We start from the raw sequence: 18,328 nt of genomic DNA, 5'->3' as shown, positions 1-18,328 counted from the left end.
TGTCAGGAATGGCGCTTACCGCAGACGCGCCTTGATCAGAGGACGGGTCAAATAGCTCAGAACCGAGCGCTTACCGCTTTCAATGTCCACCTGCGCGAGCATGCCGGGGCGGATGGCGTAGTGCTCGCCGTAGCGTTCGAGATAACTGCGTTCCGTCCGCACCATGACCCGGTAGAAATCCTGCGGCCCCTGCGCGGTGTCTTCTTCCACCGTGTCCTCGGAAATTTGCGTCACCGTGCCACGCAGATCGCCATAGGTGGAAAAATCATAGGCGGTGATCTTCACGCTCGCGGGCATGCCCGGCGCCACGAAGGCGACATCCCGTGGCAGAACCTTGGTCTCGATCAGAAGCTGATCGTCCGTGGGCGTGATCTCCATGATCGGTTCGCCCGGTTTGATCACGCCGCCCAGCGTGGTGACCTCGATATTGTTCACCCGCCCGGCCACCGGAGAGCGCAGTTCCGTGCGCTGATATTCATCGCGCTTCTGAACCAGGTCCTGTTCCAGAGACATCAGCTTGGCGCGCCGCTGTGCCAGATCCTTGTAAGCGTCCTGCACATAGACATTGCGGGTCTCGTTGATCTTGCCGTCCAGCTCCGCGAATTTCTGTTCGAGCTGCAAAAGGTCGATGCGGCTGACCGCCCCCTGCGCCGTGAGCGGGCTGGTGATGTCGATCTGTTGCCGGATCGTCGCCCGTTCCGCCTCAAGCGCCGAAAGAGACGCCTCCAGCTTGGTGCGCCGCGCCTCGAACAGGCGCAATTCGGTCGCCTCCGCCTCATTCGGGTCGTCCCCGAAATCGAGCACCGGACGTTCCAGCACCTCCGCCTCCAGACGCGCCACTTCGGCGCTCAGGGCCACGATTTCCGACTGGGTTGCAAGAAAGGCGGACTCGGAACGCGTCGGGTCGAGCCGCACCAGAACCTGCCCTTCATCGACGATGTCCCCTTCCTGCACCAGAAGCTCGGCGAGGATCCCGCCTTCGAGGCTCTGAATGGTCTGCATCCGGCGCAGCGGGATGACCCGACCGTCACCGCGGGTGATTTCGTTGACCTGTGCCAAAGCGGCCCAGCCGATCGCAATCGCAATCGACAGCACGATCAGTTTGATCGTAAGCCGGGCCTTTTTCAGCGTCTGACGGCGATAGCTGCCGTCAATGTAGCTGGTTTCGATCAGGTCTGTATGACTGGTGCTCATGTCACAGCTTTAACCGGATGTTTCTGTACGGAAGTCGCACGGGCGGCATTGAGGATTTTCAAGAGATCGCCATCTCGTGCCACACGGCCCTCCTTGAGGACGATCGCCCGCTCGGTCAGGCTCAGCAATTCCCGTTTATGGGTCGAAATGATCGTCGTGCGCCCTTGCAGCCATTCCTTGAGATGCGCAATCACCTTGGCTTCGGTGACGTGATCGAAGGCGGAGGTCGGCTCGTCGAGCAGAACGATCTTCGGGTCCTGCAACAGGATACGGGCCAGACCGATCGACTGTCTTTGCCCGCCGGAAACATTGCTGTTGCCGGTGAGTTGCAAATCGAGCCCGCGCACATGGCGTCGCACGAACTCGCCCAGCCCGACGGCATCCAGCGCCTCAAGCAGCTCGTCATCGCTATGGGTGCCGTGGTCGAGCAGGAGGTTGTCGCGCAGCGTCCCCTGGAACAGGGCCACGCTCTGCGGCAGATAGCCGATCTGGCGGCGCCGGTCGATCGGGTCGATCTGGCTCATCGCGAGATTGTCCAGAAGAACGCTGCCGGTGGCCGGATCGGTCAGACCGGACAGAAGACGCAGCAGGGTCGACTTGCCCGCCCCGTTGCCGCCCAGGAGCGCGACATGCTCCCCGGCCTTGATCTCGAGCGCGGGAATGGAGATCACCGGCGGCGCGGAGGGATCGTGACGATAGGTCACCTCTTCGAGAGCAAACGCCCCCGAGAGGTTCGGCGCACGCACGAAATGGCGGTCGGACGGGCGCTCGACCGGAAGCGACATGATCTTGTCGAGCCCTTCCATCGCGGCCCGCACATGCTGCCAACGCGCCAGAAGCCCGGAGACCTGCCCCATCGGCGACATAGTCCGGCTCGACAGAAGCGTACAGGCGATCAGCGAGCCAACGGTCAGTTCCCCGGCACTGATCAGATAAACGCCAGTGATGATCACCCCGGCATAGGCGACCTTTTGCACCGCGCTGACCATGTTGGTCATCAGCGAGGTGATCTCGCGGGTGCGCACGGCGGTGGTCGCCATGGTGGCCGTCAACTGCGCATGGGCGCGTTGCAACCGGCCCTCGGCGCGCGCGGCCTTGACGGTTTCGAGGTTCGAGATGGTTTCCAGCAACAGTCCGTTGAGCGCCGCCCCTTCACGGGTATTTTCGCGCGAGGCTGCCGCCAGACGTTTTTGCAGGAAAATCCCCGGCAGAACGGTCAGGATGACACCGGCCAGAACGACAAGGGCAATCGGCCCGCCGATGAAGGCGATGATGCCGACAAAGATCAGCACGAAAGGCAGATCGCAGATCGCGGTCACGGTGGAGGAGGTGAAAAACTCCCGCACCGTCGCGAAATCACGCACCTGATTGGCAAAGACGCCAGACGAGCCGGGCTGATGCGCCAGACGCATATTGGCGACCTTGTTGAACAATTGCGCCGAGAGCCGCAGATCGAGATCACGCCCGGACACGTCGACCAGAGAGGCGCGCACGATCCGAAGCGCCACTTCGAGCACAATGGCGATGCCGACGCCGCTGGCGAGAATCCACAGCGTGTCGAAGGCGTTGTTCGGCACCACCCGGTCGTAGACCTGCATGGAAAACAGCGCCGTCGCGATCGCCAGAATATTGGCCGCCAGAGAGGCCAGCATCACATCGCGGTACACCCACCAGTTTTCCATCACCGGGCCGAAAATCCAGTGACGCCCGTCCTTCTTCTTCTGGTCCAGTCGATTGGACACGATATCGAGCGGCTTCGAGATCAGGATGCGCCCGTCAAAACGCTCTTCGAGCGTCGCCCGATCCCAGATCGCGCGCCCACCGCCGGCTTCCGGCAGGATGACCTTGGCCTCGGTGTCGGACAGGGCCTCGAGAACGACAATGTGCCCCTCTTTCAGAAACAGCAGAACCGGCAGGCTGTGTGTCGGGAAGGCACTGAGGCTTTCATGACTGATCCGGCAGCTCATATTGGCGCGCCGCAGCGCGCTCGGCGCCAGATCGGGGCTCATACGCTCCCCGGCCTTCGCCGGCAGACCGTCGGTGAGTTGCGCCAGAGATGTGGAAACGCCCTGAACCCGGCATAGCTCGATCAACCCGAGGACAAGTGGGTCTGATATGAATTGTTCTTGTTTCAAAGGTCCAATCCTCTCCCAGCCCTCATTGTCCGACCGATGACGACAGGATCAATGTCCCCAGCACACCAAGGTCGCGCGCGGTCTCGTATTCCGTGCGTTTGCGTTCATCATAACTGTCGATCTGTTCAATCTCGGCATCGTAGAGATCGCGCCCCGTGGTCAGCAGATCAATCAATTCGCGCTGACCGCCGATGAACTGCTGTTCATAGGTGTCGAGGACCCGCTGGGATTCCGTCAGTTGCGCTGCGCGGGACATTTCGCTCCGACGCAGCATCTCAAGGCTGACCAGCGCGGTGGTCGCGGCATTGGTCAGATCCTTCTCGACCCCGCTCATCGTCGACCGGGCCGCGGCCAGCTCCAGCTCCGCCGCCTGAACTTCGCGCCGCCCCAGACCGCTCGAACTCAGATTCATGCTGGTCGCAATCCCGACCGCCGTGCGGCTGTTGCCACCATCGAGATCGACACGCCCCTGCGCCTGAAGCGAGATCGTCGGGAAACGCGCGGCTTTTGCGGTCTCGACACCGGCTTCGGCCTCGTCCGCCGCAGCGCGGGCGGCAATATAATCAGGGGAAATACGCACGGCTGTCTTCAGTCGCGCGGCGTCCTTGTAAATCTCCGCGAAACCGAGCGCGGGAATGTCGGCGACCCCGCCGGGATCGCGCCCGATGAGATAGGCGAGCTGCGACAGCGCCATCTGACGGTTGGCGACAAGCTGTGCCATCTGATCTTCGGCGCGGACAATCTCCAGACGCGCGCGCGCAACCTCCGCCGCATCGCTCACACCTGCGCGGGCCCGATCTTCGGCCTGTTTGGCAATCCGGCGTGCAAAAGACAGGTAGTCGCGGGTGCGCGCGATCTTGCGGTCCATCACCTCGACATCGAGGAAATAGCCCGCCAGGTTGAATGTCAGATCCTCGACCGCCATTTTCAGATCGGAAATCGCCTGAACCCGGACATGAGACGCGGCCTTGATCTCACTGCGGATCAGCCCCCAGTCGAACAGAACCTGCGTGACAGTGAGCGAAACGCCCGCCCCATCGCCATCGGTCGTGCTGCTCTCCGCCGAGAGGCTGATCGAAGGGAAATATGCGTCTCGCGCAGCCTGAATCTCGATGGTCCTGCGGCTGACCTGCTGACGCAGCGCATTCACTTGCGGGTCCTGTTCGGTCGCGATCAGGGTGGCTTCCTGAAGCGACATCTGTGCGAAAGACCCCGCGCTCGACATCAACAGAACAGTCGACGATGCAAGCACACCGAGCGCAATGCGCAAGCGAAAGGAACGGAACATCCGGGAACTGCTATCTCGTTTCATAAGGTATTTTCCGCGAACAGATCAGACAGCAGGTCGGAACCGGCATCCGTGAAATTGCCAAACAAAACATTGATTTCAGGTGATGTTTCGACATCCGCCTCGCCAAGCGCGACAGTGTCCTCATCGGCATCAATCGCCATCAGGCGCTCCTCAAGCTCGCTTGCCGCAAGCGCATCGACAGCCGCGTTCTTCGGGCTGCCGCCCTGCGAGGAGCTGTCGTCGAAAAAGTCCACGGCGCTCGATGTCGCCAGGCCGGCCAATCCGGCCCCCACCAGCAAAAGCGGATCGGTGCCCTCGTGCGCGATCCCCTCGCCCGCCTCTGATGGCGCCTGAGGCGCGTCAGACACCGACATTTCGCTTGCGACATCGGCACCTGCCTGCAACTCGGGCTCGGGGGCCATCAGTCCGGTCACCAGGACATCTCCGGCCTGAGTGACCAGACGGCTGTAATCTCCGTTCTCGCCCATGACAAAGAAATCGTCGACGTAGAGAGAGTCTCCCGAGGCGAACTCGACCGTCAGATCCGTGCCGATTTTTTCATATCCGGAAATATCTTGTGCGGACACCGACAGAAAGAGTTGCTGCGGCTCCTCAAGAGAAAGGCGTGACGCGACCTGTCGCTGGGACTCCCCTTCATCACCATAACTGCGCAACACAACCTCAACGGGCATTTATTTCTCCGACCCCTAGAATTTCAACGCCACACCCAATCCTCGACCCCGCATCCATGCGGCACAAATAAAAGGTATATCTTGGAATCATCTACTAACAGCTTTCCACCACATTTGGGATAGGAAAACTATTCTAAAGAATGGAATATAAACACCTTGCATAGAATGGCACAAAAACCTCACCAAAGGCAACACGATAAGAGCTATGCGAACTATATTCCAATACGTAAGTTTAATTTCAGATCCTCAAACGTCTCCCTCATCACCGACGCCAAGCCCCGAAAGCAAAGCGTCGCCATCGCCGAAGAGCGCGCCGAGCGCCTCTTCCACAACCGCGTCACCCAGAATGCCGTCGGAACCGCCATCACCAGCCCCCTCATCCCCATCGAGAAGCGCTCCAAATTCACTATCCGCACCGAGAATGTCCCCCATGCCGAGCCCAAGGATGTCGCTCAACAGGCCGTCAACCTCCGGGTCGTATTCCACAGCCGGACCGTGAGTGTCTGTCGGATCAATGATGCCACCATCGACAAGCATCCCTGCAAGACTTTCAATCCCGGCGAGCCCGGCAAAGAGATCGTCAACGGCATCCCCTGCCCCCACGGTTGCGTCATCGAGCGCAAGGCCGAAGGGGTCGTCATCCCCCAGAAGCCCGGCCAGGAGCGGGTCTTCCGCTCCCGGATCGCCCTCGACAGCGCCCCCGCCAAGCAAGCCATCCAGAAAGCCGTCATCGCCGTCCACCAGATCGGAAACGCCGTCACCAACGGCACCCACAGCCTCCCCGGCCCCCGTAACAACAGCTTCCACGGCCTCGGGTACAGCCTCGACACCCTCAATCCCCTGGTCGACCGGGCTCGCGATCTCGGCCGTTTCACTGGCAAGGACTTCGTCCTCAACGGCTGCGGTGTCTTCACTGCCTCCAAGCAGACCGCCCAAGAGACTGTTTCCACCCAAAAGCGTTCCGACCAGCCCATCCTCTCCGAGCAAGGTCCCGACAAGGCCGTCCGAGCCAAGCAACGGATCGAGAAGCGGCACATCATCGACCAACTCGTCGAGAAGACCGTCTTCACCGACGATTTCATCGAGCACGCCCGCCACAAGGCCGTCCTCCCCCACCAACCCGGCGACGACACCGTCTTCACCAAGCAGCGGATCAAGAAGGCCCGTCAAAAGACCATCATCGCCAAGGAGATCACCCACAAGAGGAACGTCTCCGAGCAGATCGTCCAGAATGCTGTCATCGCCGAAGAGCCCGCCCAACAGACCATCGTCCCCGATGAGAACCTCGACCAGAGCGTCGAGCAGCCCATCTTCTCCGGCAAGGCTTTCCAGCAGTCCGCCCTCGCCCACCAGTGAATCCAGAACGCCATCCTGACCGAGCAGACCGGACAAAAGCCCTTCGTCGCCGACAAGACCGCCAAGCAACCCATCCTCGCCCAGAAGACCGCCGAGAAGACCATCTTCGCCAAGAAGCGCGTCGAGCAGATCGTCGATGAACCCCTCATCGCCCAGCAGACTGTCCAGCAAACCGTCTTCGCCGACAATGCCGTCCAGCAACCCGCCCACGACACCGTCATCCGCCGTAAGACTGTCCAGCAGATCGACACCCTCTTCCGTGGCAGTCTGCGTCAAGGATGTGACCGCGGTCAGGGTGGACGCCACCCCGTCTTCGCTGGCATCTTCCGGCAAAGAGGTCGCGACGGGAATGTCGGCGGCCGTTTTGATCGCGCCTCCGGACAGCGCAACACCATCTGCCGCCGCATCCAGAACATCCGCCAGACTCGCTTCATCGAACAAGTCGCTCTCGAAGCCCGCCACCAGCGCCCCGTCACTCAAATCGGACAGGACACGAACACCGTCTTCGACGGTGACGTCAGAGGCGAGCAGTGGCGACACGGCCCCCTGGTCGGTGGAAAAGATCACTGCATTGGACGTGCCGGCCCCGGTCGCGACAGGGGCCGCCTGAGCCCCAAGCCCGCCGGACTGCGCAGCCAAGCCCATGCCGATCGCACTGGCTGCGACGGAAAAGCCGGTTTGCCCGGAACCATTCGAGGAAGAAACGCTCGAAGCGCTCGGAATGGATGCGCTGAAACTGGAGGCGGCATCACCCGCCCCCTTGCGCCCCCCAACGTCGCTCGCAGTTTTATCCTTCGCCACTCTCCAGGCTCTCCATGCTAAGTGATCGCATCTTGTCGCACTCACGACGAAGACAAGACCGGCCCTACGCGCAATTGCACACCACGAACGAATCCGAAAGCGGCAAACGCAGACCTATTACCACCGATAGTATGTATAAATCTATCCCTTTGCAACATCATGCTCGACCAGAGCATATCCAGACCACAAGCGCATAAAGCTTAGTGCCTTTCGAGAAAACAGACGAAGAGCCGAAAACGTCATCTTTATCATGCAAATGCGACAGCACCCGATGGGTATCGCCCCAAACATGCCGCCACAAACCCCACGACGATACGAGTTACCACCCAGACCATTGCGCCCGCCACAACGTAAAATCGCGCGCTCCCGAAAGCCCCCAGTGCAACGAGTCCAAACAAGGCCGCCCCAATCCAGAATGTTCGAATAATATAGAGAAAATGGGCATCGGATATCGAATTTTCTCTTTGAGACCAATAGGCCGATATCACCCCGGCAATTGCGAAAACCGGGATCACAAGACCTATCGCCATACATCCGTAAAGGATTTTCGCTTTCACAAGAACATCATGGCCCTCAGCCCCCCTATCATCCCGGGAGGAAAGACCGCTCTTCAACCAGGTCATCGAAGATCACCGCCTCAGCAAAATACAAACTAAAGATAACGCTACAACTAAAGTATACATTCAAGCAATTCATAATTTGGCGATGTCAGACGAATCCGAACTTCCTTCAACATGGACAATAGATCGGCCCTTTCAGCCACACAGTGAAGCTCGTCGGCAAGATCAGAGTACGTGTCCGGGCCCACTTGTGTTGATCGTGCCGAAGTACCTCAAGGAGACTTTTCCGCGGCTCAGCGACCTTCTGCTCCCTAGGATTTGCTCTGCTTGAGCCCATCGTATTTCAAGGCCGGTGTCTTGGCGCCCGGTCACGCCGCCCCTCCTCTCAAATCCGCATAGATGGGAGCGATTGAGGCGCCGTAAGAGACAGTCGACGACGTTTCACAATTTGTCGCACAAATTTGTGCACAAAAATCGCTTAAGTCATTGTTTTTGCATGATGTGAAAAATGAGGTGGCGGAGGAGGTGGGATTCGAACCCACGGATGCTTGCACATCGCCGGTTTTCAAGACCGGTGCATTCGACCACTCTGCCACTCCTCCGTGAGCGCATGCGTTGCGATCCGCAGAGCCTTAGCGCCCTTGTTACGATTCTGAAACCCGGGATGTGACAGACCACGCCCCGGCATTTGCCGTTTTTCGCCGTCTGGCACACGCGGGGCTTTCCTGTTTCCGACCGAAACGCTAGACTGCCCGCAAGACGCCGGGGAAGGTGTGTCCAACGGGTTCGCCCATGTGCCCCTTCCGCCTTGGTGCAACCATGAGCAGACCAATAAACCACATATAAAATCCGTGCCGCACCAAAAGGCACGACGAAGGGGCAAGATCATGCGACAGACAGGGACCGGACAGCGTCTCGCGCTTCTCCTGACCGCCACGCTCGCGCTCGGCGCATGTCAGGACGGACAATCCTTTCTCGACAGCTTCAAGAAACCGCAAAGCGGCAGCACGGCGACGTCGACCAAGCTGGTGGAGCGTGACGTCGAGGCGCCGGATGTGTTCCAGGTAACCGACAAGGGGCTCTGGGACGGACGTCCCTCGCTCGGCGGTGTCTGGGTTGCACATTCCGACGTGACCGACCCCGAGCGCGTGATCATCCGCAACGAGACCAATGGAAAATTCGTCATCGGTGCGCTGTTCAAACGCGAAGCCACGGCCCCCGGGCCGGGCATTCAGGTGTCGTCGGACGCCGCCGAAGCGCTCGGCATGCTGGCCGGATCGCCGGTCGAACTCAACGTCACGGCGCTGCGCCGCGAGGAAGTGGCGCAGGAGCCCGAAACCGTCGCGACCATTGCGGAGACCGAAACCATCGCCGCAGCGCCGCTCGACGATCCGATTGCCGATGCCGCCGCCGCGCTTGATGCGATGGACGCCCCCGCCGCGCAGGCAACCCCGGCGGCGAAACCGGCCGCTCCCGCCGCGCCGAAAGCCGCTTCCTCGCTCGACAAACCCTTCCTCCAGATCGGCATCTTCTCGGTCGAGGCCAATGCCAAGCGCACGGTCGACATGCTCGGCTCGCAGGGCATCGTCGCCATGGTCAAACCCGGCACCTCGAACGGCAAATCCTTCTGGCGCGTCATCGTCGGCCCCGCCGGATCGAGTGCCGAGCGCAAAGCGCTTCTCGAAAAAGTGAAAAAGGCGGGCTTCACGGACGCCTATGCCGTCACGCATTAAGAAAGGGGGCGCACAGCCCCCTTTTCACATGAATCGCCCGAACCATCTGCACGAATAAGGACCTGCCCGTTTCCATGCTGCGCCTTCTTGCCCTCCGCTTCGCCTTCCTGTTCACCTTTCTGGGCCTTGCCCTGCCCGCCAACGCCTTTGAAAGTGCGGCGCGGGCCGTCTGGGTCTATGACCTGACCACGCAGACGGTGCTGATGGAAAAGGATGCACAAACGCCGCTGCCGCCCGCGTCCATGTCGAAGCTGATGACGATCAACATGCTGTTCGAAGCCCTGCGCGACGGGCGTGTGACGCTCGACACCCGGTTTTCCGTCTCGACCCGGGCCAAGAACATGGGTGGTTCGACCATGTTCCTCAACGAGACCGACCGCCCGACCGTCGAGGAACTCATTCAGGGCATCGTCGTGCTGTCCGGCAATGACGCCTGTGTCACCGTGGCCGAAGGGCTTGCGGGCACCGAGGACAATTTCGCGCGGCTGATGAACGAACGCGCCAAGGCGCTCGGCATGGAGAACTCCACCTTCGCCAATGCCTCCGGCTGGCCCAACCCCGGCCAGCGCATGTCGGTCGAGGACCTCGGCATCCTCGCCGTGCGCCTGATCTCCGAATTCCCGGAATATTACGGCTATTTCGGCGAGCAGGAGTTCCCCTATGACAACCGCGCGCCGCAGAACCGCCACAACCGCAACCCGCTTCTGAAACTCGGGATCGGAGCCGACGGGCTCAAGACCGGGCACACAGAGGAGGCGGGCTATGGTATGGTCGGCTCCGCCACCCAGGGCACGCGCCGCGTCGTTTTCGTGATCTCCGGGCTGGCGACCGATGCCGACCGCGCCCAGGAAGGAGAGCGCATCGTCAACTGGGCCTTTCGCCAGTTCGCCGAAAAAACCGTAGCGGAAAAAGGCCATGAATTCGCCCGCGCCAAAGTCTGGATGGGCGATCAGACCGAGGTCGGTCTCGTCGCGCCCGAAGAGGTCTCGATCCTGCTGCCCGGCGCCCAGCTCGAGGAGCTGAAAGGCGAGGTGGTCTACACCGGTCCGTTCGAAGCGCCGATCACCCAGGGCGACACGCTGGCCGAACTTGTGATCCCGCGCGAGGACCTTCCCGAAGCACGTATTCCGCTGGTCGCGGACCGCTCGATTGCCCGTGGCGGCATCGCTCCGAGGTTGCGCACAGCGTTTCTGGTGCTTAAGGACAAGCTGGAGGGACAAACGGGTCTGGCCGTGTCCGAATGACCAACCGCTGAAAAGCCTGACGGGAGTGCCATGTTCATCAGCTTCGAGGGCATCGACGGGTCGGGAAAATCGACGCAAGCCCGGCTTCTGGCCGAAACCCTGCGCAGGGACGGCGTGGACGTGATCCACACCCGCGAACCGGGCGGATCGCCGGGCGCCGAGGAGATCCGCTCCCTCGTGCTCGAAGGCGATCCCGACCGCTGGTCGGCGGAAACCGAGATTCTGCTGTTTACCGCCGCGCGTCGCGACCATCTCGAAAAGACCATCCGCCCCGCGCTGGCCGCTGGCAAGGTGGTGATCTGCGACCGGTTTGCGGACAGTACCCGCGTGTTCCAGGGCGTCACCCGTGGCGATTTGCAGGACAAGGTCAACCGGCTGCATGACGAGATGATCGGGGTCGAACCCGATCTGACGCTCCTGTTCGACATGGACCCGCAGATCGGCCTGTCCCGCGCCAAGGGGCGGCAGACCTCGGAAGAACGCTTCGAGGATTTCGGGCTGGAATTTCAGGAGAAATGCCGCGCCGCTTTTCTCGCTCTGGCCGATCAATACGCGCGTTTCACCGTGATCGACGCAGCGCGCGACATCGGGCCTGTGGCCGCGGAGGTCGCGACACTTGTCACCGCAAGGCTCAAGGCATGAGCCCGAGATCTCCCTCCGCACTCGGCGAAATCGACATGGGCCCAGAGGCGGATTGCGCCCCGGGTGCGCCACATCCGCGCCAGACCGCCACGCTGTTCGGCCAGAACCTCGCCGAGGAAAGCTTTCTTGACGCGTTCAACTCGAACCGGATGCATCACGCCTGGCTGATCACCGGCCCGCGCGGCGTCGGCAAGGCCACGCTCGCCTGGCGCATCGCGCGGTTTCTGCTCGCTCAGCCGATCGAAGAGGGCGGCGGGTTGTTCGGCGAGGCTCCATCTGCCCCCGACACGCTGGAACTGGGCCACGAGCACCCGGTCTATCGCCGCTCCGCGCAACTGGCCGAGCCCCGTCTGTGCCTCATTCGCCGCGAATGGGACGACAAGAAATCCCGCTTCGGCACGGTGATTTCCGTCGAGGAGGTGCGCAAGCTCAACTCCTTCTTCCACATGTCCGCCACCGATGGCGGGCGCCGCGTCGTCATCGTCGACAGCGCTGACGAGATGAACGTCTCGGCCGCCAACGCGCTTTTGAAAACCCTCGAAGAACCGCCGAAACACGCCTTTCTGCTGCTGGTCTCGCACCAGCCCTCCCGGCTTTTGCCCACCATCCGGTCGCGCTGCCGCGAGTTGCGCCTTGGCCCGCTTTCGCCCGAAGATCTCGGTCGCGCCCTTGACGCAGCGGGCTCGAATGCGGCAGACCGCTCGGATGCTTTGGCGGAATTGTCCGCCGGATCCGTGGGGGAGGCATTGCGTTTGACCAATCTGGGCGGGCTTGAGGCCTATCATGACATCGTGGCGCTGTTCGCCACCCTGCCCCGGCTCGACCGCTCGCAGGCGCTCAAGCTTGCCGAGGCCTGTGTCGGTGCAGCGAACAGCGACCGCTATGAGTTGACTCTCGGGCTGATCGACCGTTTCCTCACCCGTCTGGCGCGCACCGGCGCGGGGCATCCGCCGATCGTCGAGGCCGCGCCCGGCGAGGCGGCGTTGATGCTGCGGCTGTCGCCCGACACCTATGCCGCGCGCGACTGGGCGGTTCTGCAACAGGAATTGTCGGCCCGCGCCCAGCACGCCAAGGCGGTCAACCTTGACCCTGCGGCGCTGATCCTCGATATGGTATTCAAGATCAACGACACGGCCAGCCGCATCGCGCGCGAATAGCAGGGCGATCTTGGGCAGGGCCAGAGCAGAACAGAGCACCACCCGATGAGCCTTCCCCACATTACCGACAGTCACTGCCATCTGGATTTCCCCGATTTCGCCGACGAACTGCCCGAGGTGGTCAGCCGCGCGGTCGACGCAGGTGTGCACCGCATGGTGACGATCTGCACGCGGCTGCGGCAGGTCGATCAGGTGCGCGCGATTTCCGAGCGCTTCGGTCCGGTGTTCTGGGCGGCGGGCACGCATCCGATGTCGGCGGCAGAGGAGCCGATGGCAACGGTGGACGAGTTGCTCGCGCTGGCCAAACATCCGAAATTCGTCGGCATCGGCGAAACCGGGCTCGATTATCATTACACCGCCGAGAGCGCGGAGGTTCAGAAGACAAGCCTGCGCATCCACATCGAAGCGGCGCGCGAAACGCAGTTGCCGCTGATCATCCACGCCCGCGACGCCGATGCAGATGCGATGGAGATTCTCGGCGAAGAATATCGCAAAGGCGCCTATCCTTGCGTATTGCATTGCTTCACCGCCTCGAAAGAGTTTGCGCTGGCGGCAATGGACTGGGGGTTTTACATTTCGATGTCGGGCATTACGGCCTTTCCGCGCTCAAAAGAGCTGCGCGACATCTTCCGCGCCGTGCCGCGCGACCGTATTCTTGTCGAGACCGACAGCCCCTATCTTGCGCCCCCGCCGCATCGCGGTCGACGCAATGAACCGGCCTATACGGCGCACACAGCGGCGCGCGCTGCCGAGACCTTTGAGATGGGCTATGCCGAATTCGCGGCGCTGACCGAGGCGAATTTCGAACGCCTCTTCACGAAAGCCAAATTATGAGCGCACGTTTCACCATTCTGGGCTGCGGCTCCTCGGGCGGTGTGCCGCGGATCGGCAATATCTGGGGCGATTGCGACCCGCAGAACCCGAAGAACCGCCGCCTGCGCTGCTCCGCACTGATCGAACGCGACGGCCCGGACGGCACCACCAGCGTGTTGATCGACACCGGGCCGGACATGCGCCAACAGCTATTGAACGCCGGCGTGTCGCGGCTCGACGGGGTGGTGTTCACCCACTCCCACGCCGATCACATGCACGGGCTCGATGACCTGCGCCAGATCGTGTTCAACATGCGCGAGCGGGTGAAGGTCTATGCCGACAGCGAGACGGAAAACGATCTGATCGCCCGGTTCGGTTATGCCTTTGTCCAGCCAGAAGGGTCGAACTACCCGCCCATTCTGGATCTGCATGCCATTCGCGGACCGGTCACCATCGACGGCCCCGGCGGGCCGGTGACGCTGACGCCGTTGCAGGTCAATCACGGCCAGATCGACGCCAAAGGGTTCCGCGTCGGCGATCTCGCCTATATCCCCGACGTGCTGGACATCTATGAGCCGACCTGGGCGCTCATGGCAGGGCTCGACACGTTTGTGATCGACGCATTGCGCTACAAGCCGCACCCGTCGCACGCGCATCTTGAGTTGGCGCTTCAGTGGATCGAACGCGCCGCGCCAAGGCAGGGCGTGTTGACCAATATGCATATCGACATTGATTACGCGACCGTGGCTGAGGAGACCCCGGATCACGTCACCCCCGCTTACGACGGGATGGTGATCGAGATCACAGGAGCGCTCTGATGCAGGCGCTGATCGAGGTCATTCTTCCGGTTTTTCTCGTCATCGGCTATGGGTATCTGGCGCGCCGGCAAGGCTGGGTCAGCGACGAGCTGGTCGACAGCGTGATGAAATTCGCCCAGAATTTCGCCGTGCCGCTCCTGCTCTTCTCCGGCATTGCCAAGATGGATCTCGGCCAGAATTTTCACCCGCCGATCCTGATTTCCTTTTACGCAGGCGCGCTCTCGGGCGGGCTTTTCTGTTTTCTGGGCGCGCGCTATCTGTTTGACCGCGACCTGACGGATGCCGTAGCCATCGGCTTCATCGGTCTGTTCTCCAATTCACTCCTGTTGGGCATTCCGATCACCGAACGTGCCTATGGCGAGGCGGCGCTCGCAGGGAATTTCGCGATCATCTCGATCCATTCGCCCCTGCTTTACGGCATCGGTATCACCGCGATGGAGATCGCGCGAACGCGGGGGCTGGGCCTGTCGGGCTTCGGCCTGATGCGGCAGATCGCGCGTTCCGTGCTGCGCAACCCCCTGATCCTTGGCATCACGGCGGGCTGGATCGTCAATCTGGCTCATATCCCCCTGCCCGCCCCCGTCTGGGATGCGGTCGGGCTGATGACCCGCGCGGCAATCCCGGCGGCACTTTTCGGCCTCGGCGGCGTGCTGTTGCGCTACAAACCCGAGGGCGACATGCGGATCATCGTCTGGGCTGTCTTCGCCTCTCTGGTGCTGCACCCGGCCATCGCTTACGGGCTCGGGCATTTCGTCTTCGAACTGCCCACCCCGTCGCTGCGCTCCGCCACAATGACCGCCGCCATGGCGCCGGGGGTGAACGCCTATCTCTTCGCCAATATGTACGGCGTCGCGAAACGTGTGGCCGCCTCTTCGGTGCTGATCGGCACCGGGCTGTCAATTCTCACCATCTGGTGCTGGCTCGCATTCCTGCCCTGAGCGGGGCCTGTATCACACGACCGAAGCCCGGGAATCCGGCACCGCCTTGCCTGCCCGCCCCCCCAGGAGAGCGTTGCGGCAAAGGTCTCAGGTTGCATTTTAAGGAAATCCATCCTGTCTCGCAGCAAAGCCGCCCCGGCCCCGGCAGGGGTTTTCACAGCTTCGACCCGCTCTTGCCGCAATCCCGCCGCAATGCCCGGGCAAATCGTTAACCAAGAAAACCGACGCCCGGGCTGTCTCCTGTTCCCTGCGACAGACCCGGCCAAACGAGTGCAGGATCATGGCCGTTTACGATATTGAGCTTTACGATTTCGACCCTGCCGGGGTCATCGGCACCACGACGGGGTCCACCTTCACCTATTCCGGTGGCGGCCCGACCGGCACGGCCACCATCAGCGACAGCAATGGCGCCCTGACCGACGACAGTGCTCAGGGCGATCGTGAAACCGCGACCGGCAACATCACCATCGGCAGCACCAGCTCGACAGGGGTGAATGTCGACGCCGAACAGGTCTGGACCGTCACCGACCTGACCACGGGCGAAAGCTTTCAGATCGTCCAGCTCGATGTCGAGGGCGGTGGTGCCCAGGGCAAATACACGCTCTCCGAACAGCCTCTGATCGACGGTCACCAGTATCAGGTCACCGCCTATAGCAGCAATCCGGGGACCGCGAGCGGAAGCAGCACGACACCGAGCTTCACCTATGCCGATTACGTGTCGACTGCGGATCTGGCCGACGGGATTGTCTCCGGCACCTCCGGCAATGATACGATCAACACAAATTATAGTGACACGGACGGCGATACCATCGACACGGAGAGCTATACCTCCGGCACGATGCATTGGGACAACCTGGGCAACGGTCAGGATTACATGAACGGCTCCGGCACGCTGTCGGATGCCGGCGTCACCATGACCTTCACCGTCACTGACGATGGTGCCGGGGGGCCGGCTTATGACCCGACGGGCACGAGCTACGACGCCAGCGTCTATGTCGACACGGCGAATGGCGAGACCTTCGATTCCGGCAGTTCGTTCTTCCTCTTTGGCGACAATGACGCCAACAACGACGGTGTCGCCGATCAGGGCAGCGACACCATGACCATGACCATGGATTTCGCCGCCACCGACAGCACCAGCGGAGTGAGCGACGAGGTCTATAACGTCTCGTTCCGGATCAACGATCTCGATTACGCCGCCGGCGGTTTCGTGGATGTGATCACGATCACAGCCTATGACGCCGACGGCAACGAAGTCACGGTCACCCTCACCGGTGGCAGCGCCATGACCGTCGACGGCAACACCGTGACCGGTATCACCGCCACGGCCAGCACCGATGGCAGCGGCTCGCTTCTCGTGGAGATCCCCGGCCCGGTGTCCAGAATCGTCGTCGATTACGACAACGAAGGCGTGAACACCCAGGGCGTGTGGATTTCCGATGTCCAGTTCGACGCCCAGACCACCGATTACGACGATACGGTCGAAGCCGGTGACGGCGACGACATCGTCGCCTCCGGGCTTGGCGACGACGTGGTTTATGGCGGCACTGGAAATGACACGATTAACGGTGGCACCGGCAATGACACTCTTTATGGCGAAGACGGCAACGACACGCTCGACGGCGGCGAAGGCGACGACATGCTGTCGGGCGGCACAGGCGATGACACGCTGATCGGCGGCGAAGGCGCGGACGTCAACTCCGGCGGCTCCGGGATGGACATGATCGACTATTCCGGCTCGGATGCGGCGGTCTCCGTCAATCTTGCCGATGGCACGGCCTCGGGCGGCTATGCCGAGGGCGACACGCTCTCGGGCGTCGACGGCATCATCGGGTCGGATTACGACGACACGCTGATCGGTTTCGACGGTCAGGGCACCGGAACGGACGCCTATACCAACGTGTTCTACGGCGGTGCGGGCAACGACACCCTCGACGGCGCGGGCGGCGATGACCGGCTCTATGGCGAAGAAGGTGATGACACCATCTATGGCGGCGACGGCGACGACGTCATCGACGGTGGCACCGGCAATGACACGCTTTATGGTGGCGCGGGCGCCGACATCATCGACGGCGGTGACGGCGACGATACGATCTACGCGGGTGGAGGCGACACGGTCACCGGTGGCGAGGGCAACGACACCATCGTCATCGACCCCTCCCAACTCGACGGCAATGCGATCACCATCGTCGGCTCAGAGACCGGCGACGAGACGGGAGATGTGCTCGACCTCTCGGCTCTGGGCGAAGACCTCTACCATCGCGGCTCCATCGTCTATGACGAAAACGACCCGGAAAGCGGCACGCTGACGCTGACGGATGGCACCGTCATAACCTTCTCCAACATCGAAACCATCATCTGTTTCGCCAGGGGCACCCGGATCGCCACGCCCTATGGCGCCCGCCCCGTCGAGGATCTCAGACCCGGCGATCTGGTGATCACCATGGACAACGGCATCCAGCCGCTGCGCTGGGTCGGCGCGCGCACCGTGCCCGCCATGGGGCGCTTTGCGCCCATCGAGATCACGAAAGGCGCGCTTGGCAATGAGGCCGATCTCATCGTCTCGCCGCAGCACCGCATGTTGTTGCAGGGCTGGCGTTCCGAAATGCTGTTCGGCGCCTCGGAGGTGTTTTCCGCCGCCAAGCATCTTGTCAACGGCACCACCATCCGCGCGCGTCCGGGGGGGCTTGTGAGCTATTACCACCTGATGTTCGACCGCCACGAAGTGATCTTTGCCGAGGGCGCGGCGACCGAAAGCTTCCACGTCTCCGATCACTCGCTGACCGGCGTGGCGGATGCGGCACGTGACGAGCTTTTCGGTCTCTTCCCCGAGCTGCGCTCCATGCCGACACGCCACGGCGACACCGCGCGCAAATGTCTCAAGGCGCATGAGGCCGAGCTTCTGGTGGCGTGATCCGACAGGCATGACCCGGGGCCGAGGCTTGCATGCTGTG

General features: G+C 61.9%; 14 protein-coding genes and 1 tRNA gene. 8 read left to right on the top strand and 7 right to left on the bottom strand.

Annotated features, from left to right (window positions below; all coding sequences use genetic code 11):
- Positions 1-15: 15 nt before the first annotated feature.
- The 7 genes from CEW89_RS00525 to CEW89_RS00495 all read right to left on the bottom strand — a co-directional run bounded on the left by CEW89_RS00525 (position 16) and on the right by CEW89_RS00495 (position 8,631).
- Positions 16-1,194, bottom strand: a complete 1,179-nt coding sequence (locus CEW89_RS00525; RefSeq protein ID WP_081423836.1) for an HlyD family type I secretion periplasmic adaptor subunit — start codon at positions 1,192-1,194, stop codon at positions 16-18.
- A complete protein-coding gene (locus CEW89_RS00520; protein ID WP_096804508.1) occupies positions 1,191-3,329 on the bottom strand; it encodes a type I secretion system permease/ATPase in 2,139 nt (712 codons plus the stop codon). The genes CEW89_RS00525 and CEW89_RS00520 overlap by 4 nt, the downstream gene beginning before the upstream one ends.
- A gap of 22 nt (positions 3,330-3,351) precedes the next feature.
- On the bottom strand, positions 3,352-4,617 hold the full coding sequence (locus tag CEW89_RS00515) for a TolC family protein (RefSeq protein WP_096804507.1): 1,266 nt from the start codon (positions 4,615-4,617) through the stop codon (positions 3,352-3,354).
- Between the two features lie 20 nt (positions 4,618-4,637).
- A complete protein-coding gene (locus tag CEW89_RS00510) occupies positions 4,638-5,312 on the bottom strand; it encodes a BapA/Bap/LapF family prefix-like domain-containing protein (RefSeq protein ID WP_096804506.1) in 675 nt (224 codons plus the stop codon).
- A 246-nt stretch (positions 5,313-5,558) separates the two neighbouring features.
- A complete protein-coding gene (locus CEW89_RS00505) occupies positions 5,559-7,469 on the bottom strand; it encodes a hypothetical protein (RefSeq protein ID WP_096804505.1) in 1,911 nt (636 codons plus the stop codon).
- A gap of 248 nt (positions 7,470-7,717) precedes the next feature.
- Positions 7,718-8,092, bottom strand: a complete 375-nt coding sequence (locus CEW89_RS00500) for a hypothetical protein (protein WP_096804504.1) — start codon at positions 8,090-8,092, stop codon at positions 7,718-7,720.
- A gap of 451 nt (positions 8,093-8,543) precedes the next feature.
- A tRNA-Ser gene (locus tag CEW89_RS00495) sits at positions 8,544-8,631 on the bottom strand.
- Positions 8,632-8,916: 285 nt separating this feature from the next.
- On the opposite strand from CEW89_RS00495, the gene CEW89_RS00490 reads away from it, so the two are divergent.
- From CEW89_RS00490 to CEW89_RS00455, 8 genes are all read left to right on the top strand, one after another.
- A complete protein-coding gene (locus CEW89_RS00490; RefSeq protein WP_096804503.1) occupies positions 8,917-9,762 on the top strand; it encodes an SPOR domain-containing protein in 846 nt (281 codons plus the stop codon).
- A gap of 74 nt (positions 9,763-9,836) precedes the next feature.
- Entirely contained in the window at positions 9,837-11,006 is a 1,170-nt protein-coding gene (locus CEW89_RS00485) for a D-alanyl-D-alanine carboxypeptidase family protein (protein WP_096804502.1), read from the top strand.
- 30 nt (positions 11,007-11,036) lie between these two features.
- On the top strand, positions 11,037-11,648 hold the full coding sequence (gene tmk, locus CEW89_RS00480) for a dTMP kinase (RefSeq protein ID WP_066705376.1): 612 nt from the start codon (positions 11,037-11,039) through the stop codon (positions 11,646-11,648).
- On the top strand, positions 11,645-12,805 hold the full coding sequence (locus tag CEW89_RS00475; protein WP_096804501.1) for a DNA polymerase III subunit delta': 1,161 nt from the start codon (positions 11,645-11,647) through the stop codon (positions 12,803-12,805). Before tmk ends, CEW89_RS00475 begins: the two co-directional genes overlap by 4 nt.
- Before the next feature lie 45 nt (positions 12,806-12,850).
- The gene (locus CEW89_RS00470) at positions 12,851-13,639 is read left to right on the top strand and encodes a TatD family hydrolase (protein WP_096804500.1); all 789 of its coding nucleotides are present in this window, start codon (positions 12,851-12,853) and stop codon (positions 13,637-13,639) included.
- A complete protein-coding gene (locus tag CEW89_RS00465) occupies positions 13,636-14,436 on the top strand; it encodes an MBL fold metallo-hydrolase (protein ID WP_425321015.1) in 801 nt (266 codons plus the stop codon). Before CEW89_RS00470 ends, CEW89_RS00465 begins: the two co-directional genes overlap by 4 nt.
- Positions 14,436-15,374 (top strand): AEC family transporter, encoded by a 939-nt coding sequence (locus CEW89_RS00460; protein ID WP_096804498.1) that lies wholly within the window; start codon positions 14,436-14,438, stop codon positions 15,372-15,374. Before CEW89_RS00465 ends, CEW89_RS00460 begins: the two co-directional genes overlap by 1 nt.
- 280 nt (positions 15,375-15,654) lie before the next feature.
- A complete protein-coding gene (locus CEW89_RS00455; protein ID WP_096804497.1) occupies positions 15,655-18,288 on the top strand; it encodes a Hint domain-containing protein in 2,634 nt (877 codons plus the stop codon).
- Positions 18,289-18,328: the final 40 nt, after the last annotated feature.

It is taken from the genome of Celeribacter ethanolicus, from assembly GCF_002407265.1.
In the GTDB taxonomy this organism is placed as follows: domain Bacteria; phylum Pseudomonadota; class Alphaproteobacteria; order Rhodobacterales; family Rhodobacteraceae; genus Celeribacter; species Celeribacter ethanolicus.
Note: the sequence above shows the minus strand (reverse complement) of the source record. Positions and strands in the feature narration are given on the sequence as shown.

What these genes read in the sequence shown, in the direction of transcription:
- CEW89_RS00485 (WP_096804502.1), top strand. Translation starts at nt 9,837, where the DNA reads ATGCTGCGCCTTCTTGCCCTCCGCTTCGCCTTCCTGTTCACCTTTCTG.
- CEW89_RS00465 (WP_425321015.1), top strand. Translation starts at nt 13,636, where the DNA reads ATGAGCGCACGTTTCACCATTCTGGGCTGCGGCTCCTCGGGCGGTGTG.
- CEW89_RS00525 (WP_081423836.1), bottom strand. Translation starts at nt 1,194, where the DNA reads ATGAGCACCAGTCATACAGACCTGATCGAAACCAGCTACATTGACGGC.
- CEW89_RS00475 (WP_096804501.1), top strand. Translation starts at nt 11,645, where the DNA reads ATGAGCCCGAGATCTCCCTCCGCACTCGGCGAAATCGACATGGGCCCA.
- CEW89_RS00455 (WP_096804497.1), top strand. Translation starts at nt 15,655, where the DNA reads ATGGCCGTTTACGATATTGAGCTTTACGATTTCGACCCTGCCGGGGTC.
- CEW89_RS00490 (WP_096804503.1), top strand. Translation starts at nt 8,917, where the DNA reads ATGCGACAGACAGGGACCGGACAGCGTCTCGCGCTTCTCCTGACCGCC.
- tmk (WP_066705376.1), top strand. Translation starts at nt 11,037, where the DNA reads ATGTTCATCAGCTTCGAGGGCATCGACGGGTCGGGAAAATCGACGCAA.
- CEW89_RS00460 (WP_096804498.1), top strand. Translation starts at nt 14,436, where the DNA reads ATGCAGGCGCTGATCGAGGTCATTCTTCCGGTTTTTCTCGTCATCGGC.
- CEW89_RS00470 (WP_096804500.1), top strand. Translation starts at nt 12,851, where the DNA reads ATGAGCCTTCCCCACATTACCGACAGTCACTGCCATCTGGATTTCCCC.
- CEW89_RS00500 (WP_096804504.1), bottom strand. Translation starts at nt 8,092, where the DNA reads ATGACCTGGTTGAAGAGCGGTCTTTCCTCCCGGGATGATAGGGGGGCT.
- CEW89_RS00515 (WP_096804507.1), bottom strand. Translation starts at nt 4,617, where the DNA reads ATGTTCCGTTCCTTTCGCTTGCGCATTGCGCTCGGTGTGCTTGCATCG.
- CEW89_RS00510 (WP_096804506.1), bottom strand. Translation starts at nt 5,312, where the DNA reads ATGCCCGTTGAGGTTGTGTTGCGCAGTTATGGTGATGAAGGGGAGTCC.